The organism is Mesorhizobium sp. M2E.F.Ca.ET.219.01.1.1, assembly GCF_004016445.2.
GTDB lineage: Bacteria > Pseudomonadota > Alphaproteobacteria > Rhizobiales > Rhizobiaceae > Mesorhizobium.
Genome location: NZ_SADT02000001.1, coordinates 1,241,058 through 1,256,311, shown reverse-complemented (window position 1 = coordinate 1,256,311; position 15,254 = coordinate 1,241,058). Strand labels below are relative to the sequence as shown.

Sequence of the window (15,254 nt, the reverse complement as noted above, 5' to 3'; positions counted from 1 at the left end):
CCGTTTGCAGGCCGGCCTCACCTGAATATCAACGCACCTCAAAGAAGCTGCCCGAGGAACTCCTGCACCTCATGTCCGGGCCGGAAATTGCCGAGACGCTTGATCTCCCAGTGCAGCCGGATGCCGGAATTCTCGAGCACGCGCGCGCGCACCGTCTCGCCAAGATATTCGAGGTCATAGCCGGTCGCCGTGCCGGTGTTGATCATGAAATTGCAATGCATCGGCGACATCTGCGCGCCGCCAATCATCAGCCCGCGGCAGCCGGCCTTGTCGATCTCCTTCCAGGCCGAGGTGCCTTCCGGATTCTTGAAGGTCGAGCCGCCGGTTTTCTCGCGGATCGGCTGCACCGTCTCGCGATGGTTCTGCACGGCATCCATTGCCGCCTTGATCGCTGCCTTGTCCTCCGGAAAGCCTTCGAAGACGGCTGAGGTGAAGATCAACCCTCCAGGCGCGGACGAGTGGCGGTAGGCATAACCCATATCGGCATTGCTGAGCGTGTGGAGATTGCCCTTGCGGTCCAGCGCCGTCACCTCGACGACGCGCTCCCGGGTCTCGACGCCGTTGGCGCCGGCATTCATCCGCAGCGCGCCGCCGATGGCGCCGGGGATGCCGTGGTAGAAATGGAAGCCGCCGATCCCGGCCTCATAGGCCACCGCTGCGAGGCGCTTGTCGGGTGTAGCAGCGCCCACTTTGATCGTCGTCGGTCCGGTGGCCTCGGCCTCACCAAAACCCTTGGCCGAGAGCCTGACGACGAAACCCGGAATGCCGCCGTCGCGCACCAGGAGGTTCGAGCCGACACCGACCACCATGACCGGCACCTCTTCCGGCACCGCGCGCAGGAAGGCGGCGAGGTCTTCCTCGTCGGCCGGCTGGAACAGCGCCTCCGCCAGGCCGCCGGCCCGGAACCAGGTGATCTTGTCCATTTCGGCGTTCGGCGTGATGCGGCCGCGCAGGCCCGAAAGCTTGTCGCCGAGCTTGTTGATGAGATCCTGGCCGCGCATCATGAGGGCGTCCCGCCAAGTTCCTTGGGCAGCGCATAGGCCCATTGCGTTATGTTGCCGGCGCCGAGGAAGACAACGAAGTCGCCGGGCTTGGCAAGCTCGCGAATGGCTGGCGCGATCGCCGCCGGGCCATCGATATAGCGCGCGTCGCGATGGCCGCCGGAACGGATGCGCGCAACCAGCGCATCGGAGGTCACGCCGTCGATAGGCTCCTCGCCGGCCGCATAGACCGGCGCCACCATCACCGTATCCGCGTCGTTGAAGCAGACGGAGAATTCGTTGAATAGATCGTGCAGCCGGGTGAAGCGATGCGGTTGCGCGATGGCAATCACGCGCCCGTTGGTGGCGCTGCGCGCGGCCTTCAGCACCGCCGCGATCTCCACCGGGTGGTGGCCGTAATCGTCGAACACCTCGACACCGTTCCACGAGCCGGTGTGCGTGAAGCGCCGCTTGACGCCGGCGAAGGACGACAGACCCTTCTTGATCGCGTCATCCGACAGGCCGAGTTCGTGCGCGACCGCGATCGCCGCCGTCGCGTTGGAGACGTTATGCTTGCCCGGCATGGGCAGGCGCAGGCCGGTTATCGTCGCGGTGCCGCGCCCCTTGCGGTCGCGGATCACCACGTCGAATTCCGAGGTCGCGCCCAGCATGCGATGGTTGGTGAAGCGCACGTCGGCCTGCGCGTTCTCGCCATAGGTGATGACGCGCCGGTCCTCGATGCGACCGACCAGCGCCTGCACTTCCGGATGGTCGGTGCACATCACGCCGAAGCCGTAAAACGGCACGTTCTCGACGAATTGGCGGAAGGCCTCGCGCACCTTGTCGAAGCTGCCATAATGGTCGAGATGCTCGGGATCGATATTGGTGACGACGGCAATGTCGGCCGGCAGCTTCAGGAAGGTGCCGTCGCTTTCGTCCGCTTCGACCACCATCCACTCCCCATCGCCCATGCGCGCGTTGGTGCCATAGGCGTTGATGATGCCGCCATTGATGACGGTCGGATCGAGCCCGCCGGCCTCGAGCAGCGTTGCCACCATCGAGGTGGTCGTCGTCTTGCCGTGCGTGCCGCCGATGGCGACCGCCTGGCGAAAGCGCATCAGCTCGGCCAGCATCTCGGCCCGGCGCACGATCGGCAAAAGCTTCTCCCGCGCGGCCTTCAGCTCGGGGTTGGATTTCTTGATCGCGGTCGAAACGACGACGACTTCGGCATCGCCGAGATTCTCCGCCTTGTGGCCGACGAAGCATTCGATGCCCTTGTCGCGCAGCCGCTGGACGTTGGCCCCGTCAGCCTGGTCGGAACCCTGCACCTTGTAGCCGAGATTGTGCAGCACCTCGGCGATGCCGCTCATGCCGATGCCGCCGATGCCGATGAAATGCACAAGGCCGATCGTCTGCGGCATCTTCATGCGCGCGTCCTCCTGTAGTCCGAAACCGTTTTGCCGGACGCAATAGCCTCTGTTAGATCGGCGAGCAACCGCGCCGCGTTCGGTTTTCCGGCCGAACGGGCCGCGGCGGCCATGGCCACCAGCCGATCCGGGTCCTGCATCAGCCCGCCGACCAGCTGCGCAATCCGTTCGGCCGACAGCGTCGACTGCGGATGAAGCTCGGCGCCGCCGGCGCCGGCAAGGGCCGCTGCATTCGCCGCCTGATCGTGGTCGAGCGCGTGCGGATAAGGCACCAGCAGCGCCGGCCGGCCGATGACAGCGATCTCCGAAACCGTGGAGGCGCCTGAGCGCGACATCACCAGATGCGCCGCCGCCATGCGCGCCGCCATGTCGGTGAAGAAGGGCGAGACCTGGACGTCGACGCCGAGTTCGGCATAGGCCTCCTTCACCCGCGCCACATCCTCCGCGCGCGCCTGCTGGGTGATCGCCAGCCGCTTGCGCAGGTCTTGCGGCAACAGCGCGACCGCCGCCGGAACCGCATCGGAAAAGAACTGCGCGCCCTGGCTGCCGCCGAACACCAGCAAGCGGAACGGTTCGCCCTCGTTCGACGCTGCATAGGGCGTTTTCACTGCCTCCAGAACCTGCGGCCTGACCGGATTGCCGGTCGTCACCGTCTTTGCGCCGTCGGCGCTCGCGCCTTCCGGCAGGAAGCCGCCGGCAATCGCGTCGACGCGGCCGGCAAGCGCCTTGTTGGCGCGGCCCATGACGGCGTTCTGCTCATGGATCAGTGTCGGCACCTTGCGCCGTGTCGCCGCATAGAGCGGCGGCAGCGTCGGATAGCCGCCGAAGCCGACGACCGCCTCCGGCTTGATCCGAGCGATGATCCGGCTTGCTTCGCGCACGCCCTGCCAGATCTTCCAGAAAGCCGAGATCACGGCGACCGGATTTTTCGAGCCCAGCGTCGCCGACGGGATCGCGTGGATGTCGGCGGCGGGAAACTGTCCGGAATAGCGCTCGGCGCGCCGGTCGGTGGCAAGATGCACCTTCCAGCCGCGTTCGATCAGCTCATGCGCGAGCGCCTCGGCCGGAAACAGGTGTCCGCCCGTTCCGCCGGCTGCAAGCAGGATGACACCCTTCGCCATCCCGCCTCATTCCGCCGGGATTGCGCGCTGCGCGAGGACGAAGCCCATCTGCTTGCGCTTTTCCGGACGCTTGCGCGTCAATGCCAGCACCATACCCATCGAGATGGCGATGGCGATCTGCGAGGAGCCGCCATAGGAGATGAAGGGCAGCGTCATGCCCTTGGCGGGCATCAACTGCAGGTTCACGCACATGTTGATGGCCGACTGCAAGCCGAAGATGGTGACCAGACCGCCCACCGCGTAGCGGGTGAAATCGTCGTGCTCCTTGAGCGCGATGCTCAAGCCGCGCAACACGATGAAGGCGAAGATCGACATGATGAAGAAGCACATGATCAGGCCGAACTCCTCGCCCGCGACCGAGAACACGAAGTCGGTATGAGCATCCGGAACAATGCGCTTGACGGTTCCCTCACCCGGCCCAACGCCGAACCAGCTGCCGTTGATCAGCGCCTCGCGGCCCATATCGACCTGAAACGTATCGCCTTCGCCGGTCAGGAACTTGTTGATGCGCAAGGCGACGTGCGGGAACACCGTGTAAGCGGCGAACAGGCCAGTCGCACCAGTGACGCCGAGGGCCATGATCCACAGCCACGGCAGGCCGGCCATGAAGAACATAACGCCCCAGGTGCCGGTGACCAGCATGGTCTGGCCAAGATCGGGCTGAGCCACCAGAAGAGAAACCACAAGGACCAGAAGCAGGAGGGCGAACAGATTGCCGGGGATGTCGAGCTGGCGCTTATGCTCGGCAAACAGCCACGCGCAGATGATGACGAAGGCCGGCTTCAGGAACTCGGACGGCTGGATGGACAGGCCGGCGAGCGACACCCAGCGCCTCGCGCCCTTCACCTCGACGCCGACGTAGAGCACCGCCACCATCAGCACCAGCATGACACAGATCAGCACCAGCGACATGCGCCTTATCTGCCGCGCCTGCAGGAAGGAGACCGCCAGCATCACGACAAGCGCCGGGATGGTGAAGATGATCTGCCTGGTGGCGAAGTGAAAGCTGCTGAGGCCGATGCGTTCGGCCACCGCCGGGCTGGCGGCGAAGGACAACACGATGCCCAGTCCCATCAGCGACAGGAACGCCGCCAGGAACCAGCGATCGATGGTCCACCACCAGGTGGCGACAGGACTTTTGTCGAGACGGCTTTGCATCAACGTGGCCCTCCGATGGGTTTCACACCATCAATAGCAGTCGCAGCTTGCCTGAAGGCTTCGCCGCGAACTTCGAAATTCTTGAACTGGTCGAAACTGGCGCAGGCCGGCGAAAGCAGCACCACCGCCTCGCCGCCGGCGTCGCTCGCGGCGTCGCGGGCGGCGTGCTCGACCGCAGCTGCCAGTGTTCCTGATATCTCGTAGGGCACGGCCTCGCCGAGCGTCGCCGCAAAGGCGGGCGCCGCCTCGCCGATCAGATAGGCCTTGGCGATGCGCGGGAAGAAGCCGCGCAGCGGCTCGATGCCGCCTTCCTTGGGCAGGCCGCCGGCGATCCAGTAGATGCGGTTGGCAAAACTCGACAGCGCGGGAGCAGCCGCATCGGCATTGGTCGCCTTGGAATCGTTGACGAACAGCACATGGTCCTTGCGGCCGACCTGCTCCATGCGGTGCGCCAGTCCAGGGAAGCTCTCGAGCCCGGCCTGGATCTCGCCGAGCTCGAGCCCGACCTTGAGGCAGGCGGCGACGGCGGCCAGCGCGTTCTGGGCATTGTGCTGGCCACGCAGCGAGCCGATGCCCTCGAGGAAGGCGACGCGGCTGTAGCGGCCATGCACGGCTTCCATCAGATTGGTGCCGTCGGCGAAATAGCCGTCGGTCAGCGGCAGGCGCTTGGAAATGCGGATAACCTGCCGCCCTGCCCGCTCGAGCCGGTCGGCGATCTGGGCGCACCAGGAATCGTCGACGCCGACGATCGCGGTGTCTGAGCCGGCGACCAGCCTTTCCTTGATCGAGGCGTAATGCGCCATCGTGCCGTGCCGGTCGAGATGGTCGGGCGTCAGGTTGAGCAGGATGCCGGCGGTCGGGTTGATCGAGGGCGCGAGATCGATCTGGTAGGACGAGCACTCCACCACATAGTGCCGCTTCGGTTCGGGCGGATCGAGCGTCATGATGGCGCGGCCGATATTGCCACCCATCTGCGTGTCGCGCCCCGCCGACTGCAGGATATGCGCCGTCAGCGCCGTGGTCGTCGACTTGCCGTTGGTGCCGGTGATCGCGATGAAGGGTGCTGCCGGCGCGTCGCTGATGCGCTCGCGGCAGAACAGCTCGATATCGCCGATCACCTCGACACCGGCGCCGCGCGCGAGCTCCACCGTCCAATGCGGCTTCGGATGCGTCAGCGGCACCCCTGGCGACAGCACGAAGGCGGCGAAGCGCGGCCAGTCGGCTGCGCGCAGATCACCCGTCGCGATGCCCGCGGCCGCTGCCCTGGCGACGCTTTCAGGATTGTCGTCCCAGGCCAGCACCTCGGCGCCGCCCGCGATCAGCGCATGCGCGGTGGCGATTCCGGAGCCGCCAAGCCCGAAGAGCGAAACGCGTTTGCCTGAAAAGGAAGCGGCGGGAATCAAGCGGGCATCCTATCTGAGCTTCAGGGTGGAGAGGCCGACCAGCGCCAGGATGACGGCAATGATCCAGAAGCGGATCACCACCTGGCTTTCGGTCCAGCCGAGCTTTTCGAAATGGTGATGGATCGGCGCCATCAGGAAGACGCGCTTGCCGGTCATCTTGAAATAGCCGACCTGGATTATGACCGAGAAAATCTCGACCACGAACAGGCCGCCGACGATGACCAGCACGATCTCGTGCTTGGTGGCGACGGCGATGGTGCCGATCAGGCCGCCCATCGCCAGCGAGCCGGTGTCGCCCATGAAGATCGCCGCCGGCGGGGCATTGAACCAGAGGAAGCCGAGGCCGGCGCCGATCACCGCGCCGAGTACGACGGCAAGCTCACCGGTGCCGGGAACGAAATGGATCTGCAGATATTCGGCGAAGACCGCGTTGCCCGAGAGATAGGCGATGACACCGAAGGACGCGGCCGCGATCATGATCGGCACGATCGCCAGGCCGTCGAGGCCGTCGGTCAGGTTCACCGCATTGCCGGCGCCGACGATGACGAAGCAGGAGAACGGGACGAAGAACCAGCCGAGGTTGATCAGGAATTCCTTGGCGAAGGGGAAGGTCAGAGACGACGAGAACGGCGCCTGGCCGTTATGCATTATCACCCACGCGGCGATGGCCGCTATGACGAATTCAATCGCCAGCCTCGCTTTGCCGGAGAAGCCCAGATGCGACTGCTTGGTGACCTTGAGATAGTCGTCGTAAAAGCCGATCGAGCCGAAGCCGACGGTGACCAGCAGCACGACCCAGACATAGATCGAGGAAAGGTTCGCCCATAGGAGCGACGAACCGATGATGCCGGACAGGATCATCAACCCGCCCATGGTCGGCGTTCCAGCCTTCTTGAAATGCGTCTGCGGGCCGTCGGCGCGGATCGGCTGGCCCTTTCCTTGCCGCAGGCGCAGCGAATTGATGATCGTCGGCCCGAAGATGAAGACAATCAGCGCCGAGGTGATCAGCGCGCCGCCGGTGCGAAAAGTGATGTAGCGGAAGACGTTGAAGAACGAGATCTTGTCCGCGAAATCGACGAGCAGTGTGAACATGGTCCTTCCGTCCCCCGGAGCCGACCTCAAGTCGGTTCAATGTTTGTGGCTTCCGCCGGAAATTTGCCGAGCAACGCCTCGACCAGCTTTGAAAACCCGATGCCTTTCGACGATTTGACCATCACCACGTCGCCGGGCCTGAGTGCTGCGATCACGATCGGCTTCAGCTCCTCGACGCCTGCCCGGTACTCGGTCTGGACATCGGCCGGCAAAACCCCTGCCAGCGCCTGCATTTCCGGACCGCCGAGAAAGACGTTATGCGTGCCCGTGCCGACGATCAGTTCGGCCAGTGCCGCGTGGAGCTTGGCCGAATGGCTGCCAAGCTCCAGCATGTCGCCCAGCACCGCGATGCGCCGGCCCTCGCCCGAGACCGGTGTGGCGTTGAGCAGCGCCATCGCCGCCGCCATCGACGCCGGATTGGCGTTGTAGCTCTCGTCGATCAGCGTGATCGGCCCGTTTGGATGGTGCAGGACATGGCGCCGGCCACGCCCCCGTTCGGCCGACAGGTCGGCAAGCGCCGCCGCGACCTTGTCGAGATCGGCGCCGACCAGTTGCGCGGCGCCGAGCACCGCCAGAACGTTCTGCACGATATGGCGGCCGGGCGCCCCGACACGGGCCGACAGGTCCCTCTTGCCGATCTTGACGGCGATGTCGGAATGGTCGGCATGAAGCTCGCAGTCGACAAGGCGGAAGGCCGAGCGGACATTTTCGCCAAAGCCGAAGACATGCTCGACGCCTGCGTCTTTCGCCATTTTCCCGAGCAGCTTCCAGCGTGGGTCGTCGCGGTTGAGCAGTGCGGCGCCGCCGGGCTCGATCCCTTCGAAAATCTCGGCCTTGGCCATGGCGATCTCGTCGAGATTCTTGAAGAAGCCGAGATGGGCGGCGGCAATGATCGTCACGATGGCGACATGCGGCCTGACCATGTTGACCAGCGGCCTGATCTCGCCCGGATGGTTCATGCCGATCTCGAAGACCGCGTAGTCGCAGTCCTGCGGCATGCGGGCGAGCGTCAGCGGCACGCCCCAATGATTGTTGAACGACTGCGCCGAGGCGTGCACCTTGCCGACCGCCGACAGCACATGGCGCAGCGCTTCCTTGGTGGTCGTCTTGCCGGCGGAGCCGGTGACCGCGATGATCTTGGCTTTCGAGCGGGCGCGGGCCGCCACACCGAGCTTCTCGAGGGCCGCAAGCACGTCCTGCACGACGATCATCGGCGCCGTCAGCCGGCCGAGCGAGGGCAGCTTGCCCTCGGCGACGACCAGCACGGCGGCTCCCGCTTTCACCGCCGCGGTCGCGAAATCATGGCCGTCCATCGTCTCGCCCTTGATGGCGAAAAAGGCGTTTCCCGGCTCCAGGCTGCGGCTGTCGATCGAAATGCCGGTGATGCCTTCCGGCAGCGAGCCGATCGGCCTGCCGCCCATGGCTTCGACCAGCGCTTCCGACGTCCACAGCAGGCTCATGCGGCGCGCTCCTTCAGCGCATCGCGCACTTCCTCATGGTCGGAGAAGTGGAAGGTTTCGCTGCCGATAGTCTGGCCTTCCTCATGCCCCTTGCCGGCGACGATCAGCGTATCGCCGGCGCGCAGCATCGCCACCGCCTTATGGATCGCCTTGCGGCGGTCGCCGATCTCGATGGCGCCGGGCGCCGCGGCGAGAATGGCCGCGCGGATGGTCTCGGGCACTTCCGTGCGCGGATTGTCGTCGGTGACGATGACGATATCGGCGAGCCGTGTCGCGATCTCGCCCATGATCGGCCTTTTTCCCCGATCGCGGTCGCCGCCGCAGCCGAACACCACGACGACGCGGCCCGTGGTGAAAGGCCTGACCGAGGTCAGCACGTTTTCCAGCGCGTCGGGCTTGTGCGCGTAGTCGACATAGACAGGAGCGCCGGCGGCAGTGGCGCCGACAAGATCGAGCCGACCGGGAGCGCCCTTCAATTTCTCCAATGCCGCCAAGCCTTTGCCAGCGGGCGTTCCAGTCGCGATGGCAAGGCCAGCCGAGACCAGCGCGTTGGCGATCTGGAAATCGCCCGCCAAGGGCAGGTCGACCTCGTGCAGCACGCCGTCCGCCAAAATCTCGGCGCGCTGGCGATGGCGCTCATGCTCGACCCGCTTCAGCGTCAGGAAGTCGCCATGGCGACCGACGGTCAGCACTTTCAAGCCAGCCGCCTTCGCGGCTTTGATGGTCGGCTCCGACCAGGGATCGTCGGCGAAGACGATCGCCGGCGCGCCTTTCGGCAGCAGCGTGTCGAACAGGCGCAGCTTGGCGCGGTGATAATCCTCGACGGTCGGATGGTAGTCCATGTGGTCGCGACCGAGATTGGTGAAGGCGCCGGCTGCGAGTTTCACGCCATCGAGACGGCGCTGGTCGAGGCCGTGACTCGAGGCTTCCATCGAGGCGTGGGTCACACCGGCATCCGCCAGTTCCTTCAGCAACCGGTGCAGCGCCACCGGGTCGGGCGTGGTCAGCGAGCCATACTCGTTGCGGCCGGGCGCCACCACGCCGGTCGTGCCGATCGAGGCGGCGGCAAACCCCGCCTGCTCCCAAATCTGGCGGGTGAAAGCGGCGACGGATGTCTTGCCGGCGGTGCCGGTGACGGCGACCATGGTCTCAGGCTGGCCTTCGAAGAAGCGAGCGGCGGCGAGCGCCAGCGCATGGCGCGGATCATCGACGGCAAGAACCGGGATAGACAGGCCGGAAACCGCCGCGCTCTTGCCGGTGACGATCGCGGCGGCACCCCGGCTGGCGGCATCGGCGGCATAGGCCGAGCCATCGGCCTTGCTGCCGGCGAGCGCAAAGAAGACCACGCCGGGTCCTACCTGACGGGAATCGGAGGAAAGTCCGGTAACCTCCAGATCGCGGGAAGCTGTTCCCTCGACAGGCAGGATACCGGCTAGATCTTTTAGATGCATTGAGTCCCGTTCATCGCAACAAAATAGCGCGCAGTTGCCGGCGCGCCCCAAGAATCACTGATACGAAACCAGCGTTGCACCATTTTCATGGCTGAAATCTGGCTTCACGCCAAGCATGGCCGCCGAGCGCCTGATGATATTGCCGGCGATAACCCCCGCATTGTTGGCGGCAACGTCCGTCATGCCGGGCTTTTCCGGATGCGGAGCGTCGGCGATGGTGAACACCAGAAATTGCGGATCGTCCATGGGGAAGGCGGCGACGAAGGTGTTGAAGTTCAATTCCTTGGAATAACGGCCGTTGATGACCTTCTCGGCCGTTCCGGTCTTGCCGCCGACGCGGTAGCCGGGAGCCCTGGCGTTTCTGGCCGAGCCCTTCTCGGCGTTGAGCGTATAGAGATAGCGCATGCCTTCGACCGTCTTGTCGCCGACCACTCTCTTGGCCACCGCCATGGCCTCCTGTTCGCTGCGGACCAGGAATGTCGGCTCGATCAGATAGCCCTGCATCAGCGCCGCGCAGCCGACAGCGGCCTGCAGCGGCGTCGTCGACACGCCATGACCGAAGGCGATGGTGAACGAATTGACCTGTTTCCAGACCTTAGGCTCGGTCGGGCGCGCGACCTCCGGCAGTTCGGTCTGCATCCTGTCGAGAATGCCAAGGCGGTGCAGGAATTCGCGGTGCCCCTCGATGCCGACGAGCTCTGCCTCCCTGGCCGAGCCGATGTTGGACGAATAGAGGAACACCTCCGGCAGCGACAGCACGCGGTTCTTGCCGTGGAAATCGTGGATGGCCTGATGGCCGACCCGGATCGGATGCGACGCGTCGAAGCGGCTGTTCATCGTCGCCTTGCCGGAATCGAGCGCCATGGCCGAGGTGAAGCTCTTGAACGTCGAGCCCATCTCGTAGAGGCCCGCCGACATGCGGTTCAGCCGGTCCTTGTCCTGTGCGTTATACGGATTGTTCGGGTCGAAGTCCGGCACCGAGGCCATCGCCATCACTTCGCCCGTCTTGATGTTCAGCACGACAGCGCCGGCGCCCATGGCGCGATAGCGCTCCAGGCCGGCGGCGATCTCGTCGCGCACCACATGCTGGACGCGCAGATCGATCGAAAGCCTGACAGGCTTGAGGTCCTTGGCGATGGCAAGGCCCGACGCCTGCAGGTCGCTCAGCCCCTGCTCGTCGATATACTTCTCCATGCCGGAGATGCCCTGGTTGTCGATATTAGTCAGGCCAACGACATAGGACGAGGTCTCGCCGCTCGGATAGAAACGGCGCTTTTCGGTGCGGAAGCCGAGGCCGGGGACGCCCAGCGCCATGATGTCGGCCTGCTGCTTCGGTGTCAGCTGGCGCTGCAGCCAGACGAAGCCGGCGCCGCTCTTGAGCTTGCGATAGGTCTGCTCGTAGTCGATCTCCGGCAGCACGGTCGACAATTTCTCGATCGCTTCGTCGGCATCGACGATGCGCCGCGGCTCGGCAAACAGCGACGCCGTCTTGATGTCGGTTGCCAGCACTTCGCCGTTGCGGTCGACGATGTCGGGACGCGATGCGGTGACCCGGCTCTGCGGGCCGTCCGACAGGTCCGGATTCTGCAGGCCGAGATAGACAAGCCGGCCGGCAATCGTCGAATAGAGGGTGAAGAACACCGCCATCGTCATGACGATGCGGGTCCTGGCCTTTCCGCCCGTCGCTTTGCGCGCGGCGTCGACGACGATCGAGCCGTCCTCGGCGATCTTCTTCCGACGCTTTAGCAGGTCACCGATCCTTGGAAACCTGCTGATCATTGCACCGTGCTCCCCGTGACGACCGGGTCCTTGTCGCCCGCAGGTCCATTGCCGGAATTGTCGGCCATGCCGCCAAGCCGTTGCGAGGAGAGGTCCTCGATGGTCAGCGGTTTCACTGGAATGTCGTCAAGACCACCGATCTGGCGGGCGCCGACCGGTTCGAGCCCGAGCTGGCTTTTGTAGACGTCGGCAAGCTTCTGCAGCCGCGATGGCTGGGTAAGCAGGCTCCAATCCGCCTTGAGGAGATCGATCGTGTCTTCCTCGTAGCGGATCTGGGCCTGGATCTTCTGCACGGCCGCCAGTTGCTCCTCTGCCTCGCGCTTGGTCTTGTAGGTCAGGGCCGCGGCCGAGACCATGACGGCGATCAGGACTATGTCGCTGGTACGAAACACGTGCTCACCTCTCCCCCGGCCGTTCGACGGCGGGAAGCTTTGGAAGGCCGAAAATCGAAAAATCGCCCGCGCGCGCCGGGGCATCGGTGCGGATCGCCGCGCGCAGCCTCGCCGAGCGCGCTCGCGGGTTGGCCGCTGTCTCGGCCTCCCCCGGCGTCACGCCGCCGCCGGCCTTGCGGAAAGTCGTGGCGCGCTGGGGCGCGTCTGGCATGTGTCGCGAGCCGCTGGCGGCTTCGGAACGGTCGGCGATGAAGCGCTTGACGATGCGGTCTTCCAGGGAGTGGAAGGTCACGACCGCAAGCCGGCCACCGGGCTTCAGCACCCGCTCGGCCGCCAGCAGCGCCCTTGCAAGCTCGCCGAGCTCGTCATTGACGAAGATGCGCAGCGCCTGGAAGACGCGCGTGGCCGGATGGATCTTGTCCTTCGGCCCTCTCCCGATATGCGTTTCGATGGCGTCGGCGAGATCGAGCGTGCGCTCGAACGGCTTCTTCTCACGCCGGCTCTCGATCATGCGCGCGATGCGGCCGGCATGGCGCTCCTCGCCGAGAAAGCCGAAGATGCGGGCAAGGTCGCCGGCCTTGAAGGTGTTGACGACGTCGGCGGCTGAAAGCCCCGACTGCGCCATGCGCATGTCGAGCGGCCCATCGGCGCGAAAGGAAAAGCCGCGCTCCGCCTGGTCGAGCTGCATGGACGAAACGCCGATGTCGAGCACCACGCCCTCGGCGCCTTCGACATGTTGGTCCAATGTCGAGAACGGCGCCTGGACAAGCCTCAGCCGGCCGCCGGCCTGCCGCTCCAGCGCCCTGCCCGCCTCGATCGCGTCCGGGTCGCGGTCGATGGCAACGACGGAGGCGCCGCGATCGAGGATCGCGCTGGTGTAGCCGCCGGCGCCGAATGTCCCGTCGACGATCGTCTCGCCGGCCTTCGGCGCGAGCGCGTCGAGCACCTCGGCAAGGAGGACCGGAATGTGGCGGGCCGGTCCGCCAACGGCGTGATGATCATCGCCGTGGCCAGCCATCATTCCGATCGCTCCCCGGGCTTCGTCCCCTGCCGAAGCTGCAAAAGCCTGGCGCGCGCCTGCGCCCCATAGGCGGAAAGCCGTCCCGGCTCCCAGATCTGAAAGAAATTGCCGCGGCCGACAAAGGCCACCTCGTTCGAGATGCCCGTATGCTCGCGGATGAAGTCGGTCATGGTGATGCGTCCATCCTGGTCGAGCTTCAGGAATGTCCCGTCGCCGTGGCAGAAGAAGGACATATCGTCCGCCGTCTGCAGAAAGGGATCCTCCAGCGCGATCCGCTGCTCGTAGCGGTCGAGCAGGTCGAGCCCACCGACATCCATGGCGGGCAGATCCAGGCAACGCAGCGCGTAAAGCTCCGAATAGCCGCGTTTCTGAACCACCGCACGGAAATGCGCCGGAACGGAGACCCGCCCCTTCGCATCGATCCTGTTCACCGCGTTTGACAGAAATCGGTCCAATGAACGCTACAGCCGCTTCCGCCGCCGCACCCCTTCCCATGTTGTTCTCCGCGCCCTCGCCGCACTCGCGGCAAATCGCTTCATTCACCGGGGCGAAAACCGGCAAACGCGCAGCCGCCGCGGCTGCCCGATTGGCGTACGCTTCACCCTGACGCGGAACGAAAGCTTGATGATGTGAACGGGATATCATGGGGTACTATGGGCGTCAACGGGAACAGGCATCACAAACATCGGCGCCACAACCCAAAAGCGCAGGCTGAAGGCACGTCTCGTCTTTATCCTCCATTAAGCCTAACGAAGGGTTTAGAGGCCTCTGGCCCAAAAGGACGCTTCTTGCCGCGAACAGCCGCCACGCCTAGCGTCGCGGGCAACTGCATACAGCCGGAGGGATGAAGCCTGATGTCCGAAACAGCGAAGTCCCGCGCCGCGGCGCTTGCCCATTTGCGCAGCCACGATTTCGCCAAGGGCGACCCGATCCCTCTGCCGCTGACCATGGCATCGATCTTCCACACGCCGGGCGCAGAGGCCGGCTTCGATCAGTATGGCCGCTACGACAATCCGACCTGGCGCGCCGTCGAGCACGCGCTCGGCCACCTCGAAGGTGCGCAATGCGTCGCCTTTCCGTCCGGAATGGGCGCGATCTCGTCGGTGTTTTTCGCGCTGCTGAAATCAGGCGACCGCGTGCTTCTGCCGTCAGACGGCTATCACGCCACGCGCGCCATGGCCGAGCGCTTTCTCAATCCCCTCGGCATTGCCTGCGACACTAGGCCGACGCCAACCTTCCTTGACGGTGGCTTCGACGGTTATCGGCTGGTTTTTGCCGAGACGCCGTCCAATCCCCGGCTGGACATTTGCGATATCGTGGCGGTGGCCGAAGCCGTCCACGGGCAGGATGGGTTGTTGGTCGTCGACAACACGACGATGACGCCCTTCGGCCAGCGTCCGCTCGACCTCGGCGCCGACATCGTCGTCTCCGCCGACACCAAGGCGGTGAACGGTCATTCCGATGTGCTCTTCGGCCATGTCGCGAGCCGCGATGCCGACCTCATCGCCAAGGTGGCCGACTGGCGCAGCCTGGTCGGCGGCATCCCCGGCCCCTTCGAGGCTTGGCTTGTCCATCGCGGGCTGGAAACGCTGGAGGTGCGTTTCGACCGGATGTGTTCCACGGCCGAAACGATCGCGCGGCGGCTGAAGGATCACCGCGCGGTCAGCGGCCTGCGCTATCCCGGGCTCGAGGGCGATGCCTCGCACAATCTGGCCCGCGCCCAGATGGATCGCTTCGGCTTCCTGATCTCGTTCGAACTCGCCTCCGAGAAACAGGCCGAGGCGTTCATCGACAATTGCACGCTGATTGAATCGGCGACCTCTTTCGGTGGCGTGCACACGTCGGCCGAACGGCGCTCGAAGCGCGGCGACGCCGTGCCGCCCGGCTTCGTGCGCTTGTCGGTGGGTTGCGAGCCGGTCGAGGAGTTATGGCAGGCGATCGAGGCGTCGTTGGACAAAGTCACCAACTGA

Annotated in this window: 13 protein-coding genes; 1 reads left to right on the top strand and 12 read right to left on the bottom strand. The window is 65.2% G+C overall.

What is annotated here, in order from left to right:
* Positions 1–38: 38 nt before the first annotated feature.
* From murB to mraZ, 12 genes are read right to left on the bottom strand one after another with little or no spacing between them, the layout of a single operon-like run.
* Positions 39–1,004, bottom strand: coding sequence for a UDP-N-acetylmuramate dehydrogenase (gene murB, locus EN862_RS05890; protein WP_127863232.1), 966 nt, complete (start codon positions 1,002–1,004; stop codon positions 39–41).
* Positions 1,001–2,407, bottom strand: coding sequence for a UDP-N-acetylmuramate--L-alanine ligase (gene murC, locus EN862_RS05885; RefSeq protein ID WP_127863231.1), 1,407 nt, complete (start codon positions 2,405–2,407; stop codon positions 1,001–1,003). The genes murB and murC overlap by 4 nt, the downstream gene beginning before the upstream one ends.
* Entirely contained in the window at positions 2,404–3,528 is a 1,125-nt protein-coding gene (murG, locus tag EN862_RS05880) for an undecaprenyldiphospho-muramoylpentapeptide beta-N-acetylglucosaminyltransferase (RefSeq protein ID WP_127863230.1), read from the bottom strand. Before murG ends, murC begins: the two co-directional genes overlap by 4 nt.
* Before the next feature lie 6 nt (positions 3,529–3,534).
* Entirely contained in the window at positions 3,535–4,686 is a 1,152-nt protein-coding gene (ftsW, locus tag EN862_RS05875) for a putative lipid II flippase FtsW (protein WP_127863229.1), read from the bottom strand.
* The gene (murD, locus tag EN862_RS05870) at positions 4,686–6,089 is read right to left on the bottom strand and encodes a UDP-N-acetylmuramoyl-L-alanine--D-glutamate ligase (protein WP_127863228.1); all 1,404 of its coding nucleotides are present in this window, start codon (positions 6,087–6,089) and stop codon (positions 4,686–4,688) included. Before murD ends, ftsW begins: the two co-directional genes overlap by 1 nt.
* Before the next feature lie 9 nt (positions 6,090–6,098).
* Positions 6,099–7,181 (bottom strand): phospho-N-acetylmuramoyl-pentapeptide-transferase, encoded by a 1,083-nt coding sequence (gene mraY, locus EN862_RS05865; protein ID WP_042637735.1) that lies wholly within the window; start codon positions 7,179–7,181, stop codon positions 6,099–6,101.
* A gap of 26 nt (positions 7,182–7,207) precedes the next feature.
* Positions 7,208–8,641 carry a UDP-N-acetylmuramoylalanyl-D-glutamyl-2,6-diaminopimelate--D-alanyl-D-alanine ligase gene (locus tag EN862_RS05860; RefSeq protein WP_127863227.1) on the bottom strand — a complete coding sequence of 478 codons (1,434 nt, stop codon included), beginning with the start codon at positions 8,639–8,641 and terminating at the stop codon, positions 7,208–7,210.
* A complete protein-coding gene (locus tag EN862_RS05855) occupies positions 8,638–10,092 on the bottom strand; it encodes a UDP-N-acetylmuramoyl-L-alanyl-D-glutamate--2,6-diaminopimelate ligase (protein WP_127863226.1) in 1,455 nt (484 codons plus the stop codon). Before EN862_RS05855 ends, EN862_RS05860 begins: the two co-directional genes overlap by 4 nt.
* A gap of 54 nt (positions 10,093–10,146) precedes the next feature.
* Positions 10,147–11,871 (bottom strand): penicillin-binding protein 2, encoded by a 1,725-nt coding sequence (locus tag EN862_RS05850; protein WP_127863225.1) that lies wholly within the window; start codon positions 11,869–11,871, stop codon positions 10,147–10,149.
* Entirely contained in the window at positions 11,868–12,263 is a 396-nt protein-coding gene (locus EN862_RS05845) for a hypothetical protein (RefSeq protein WP_095815656.1), read from the bottom strand. The genes EN862_RS05850 and EN862_RS05845 overlap by 4 nt, the downstream gene beginning before the upstream one ends.
* 4 nt (positions 12,264–12,267) lie before the next feature.
* Positions 12,268–13,284, bottom strand: coding sequence for a 16S rRNA (cytosine(1402)-N(4))-methyltransferase RsmH (gene rsmH / locus EN862_RS05840; protein WP_127863224.1), 1,017 nt, complete (start codon positions 13,282–13,284; stop codon positions 12,268–12,270).
* Positions 13,281–13,739 (bottom strand): division/cell wall cluster transcriptional repressor MraZ, encoded by a 459-nt coding sequence (gene mraZ, locus EN862_RS05835; protein WP_095815658.1) that lies wholly within the window; start codon positions 13,737–13,739, stop codon positions 13,281–13,283. Before mraZ ends, rsmH begins: the two co-directional genes overlap by 4 nt.
* 399 nt (positions 13,740–14,138) lie before the next feature.
* Between mraZ and EN862_RS05830 the strand changes: the two genes are divergently transcribed.
* A complete protein-coding gene (locus tag EN862_RS05830) occupies positions 14,139–15,254 on the top strand; it encodes a cystathionine gamma-lyase (RefSeq protein ID WP_127863223.1) in 1,116 nt (371 codons plus the stop codon).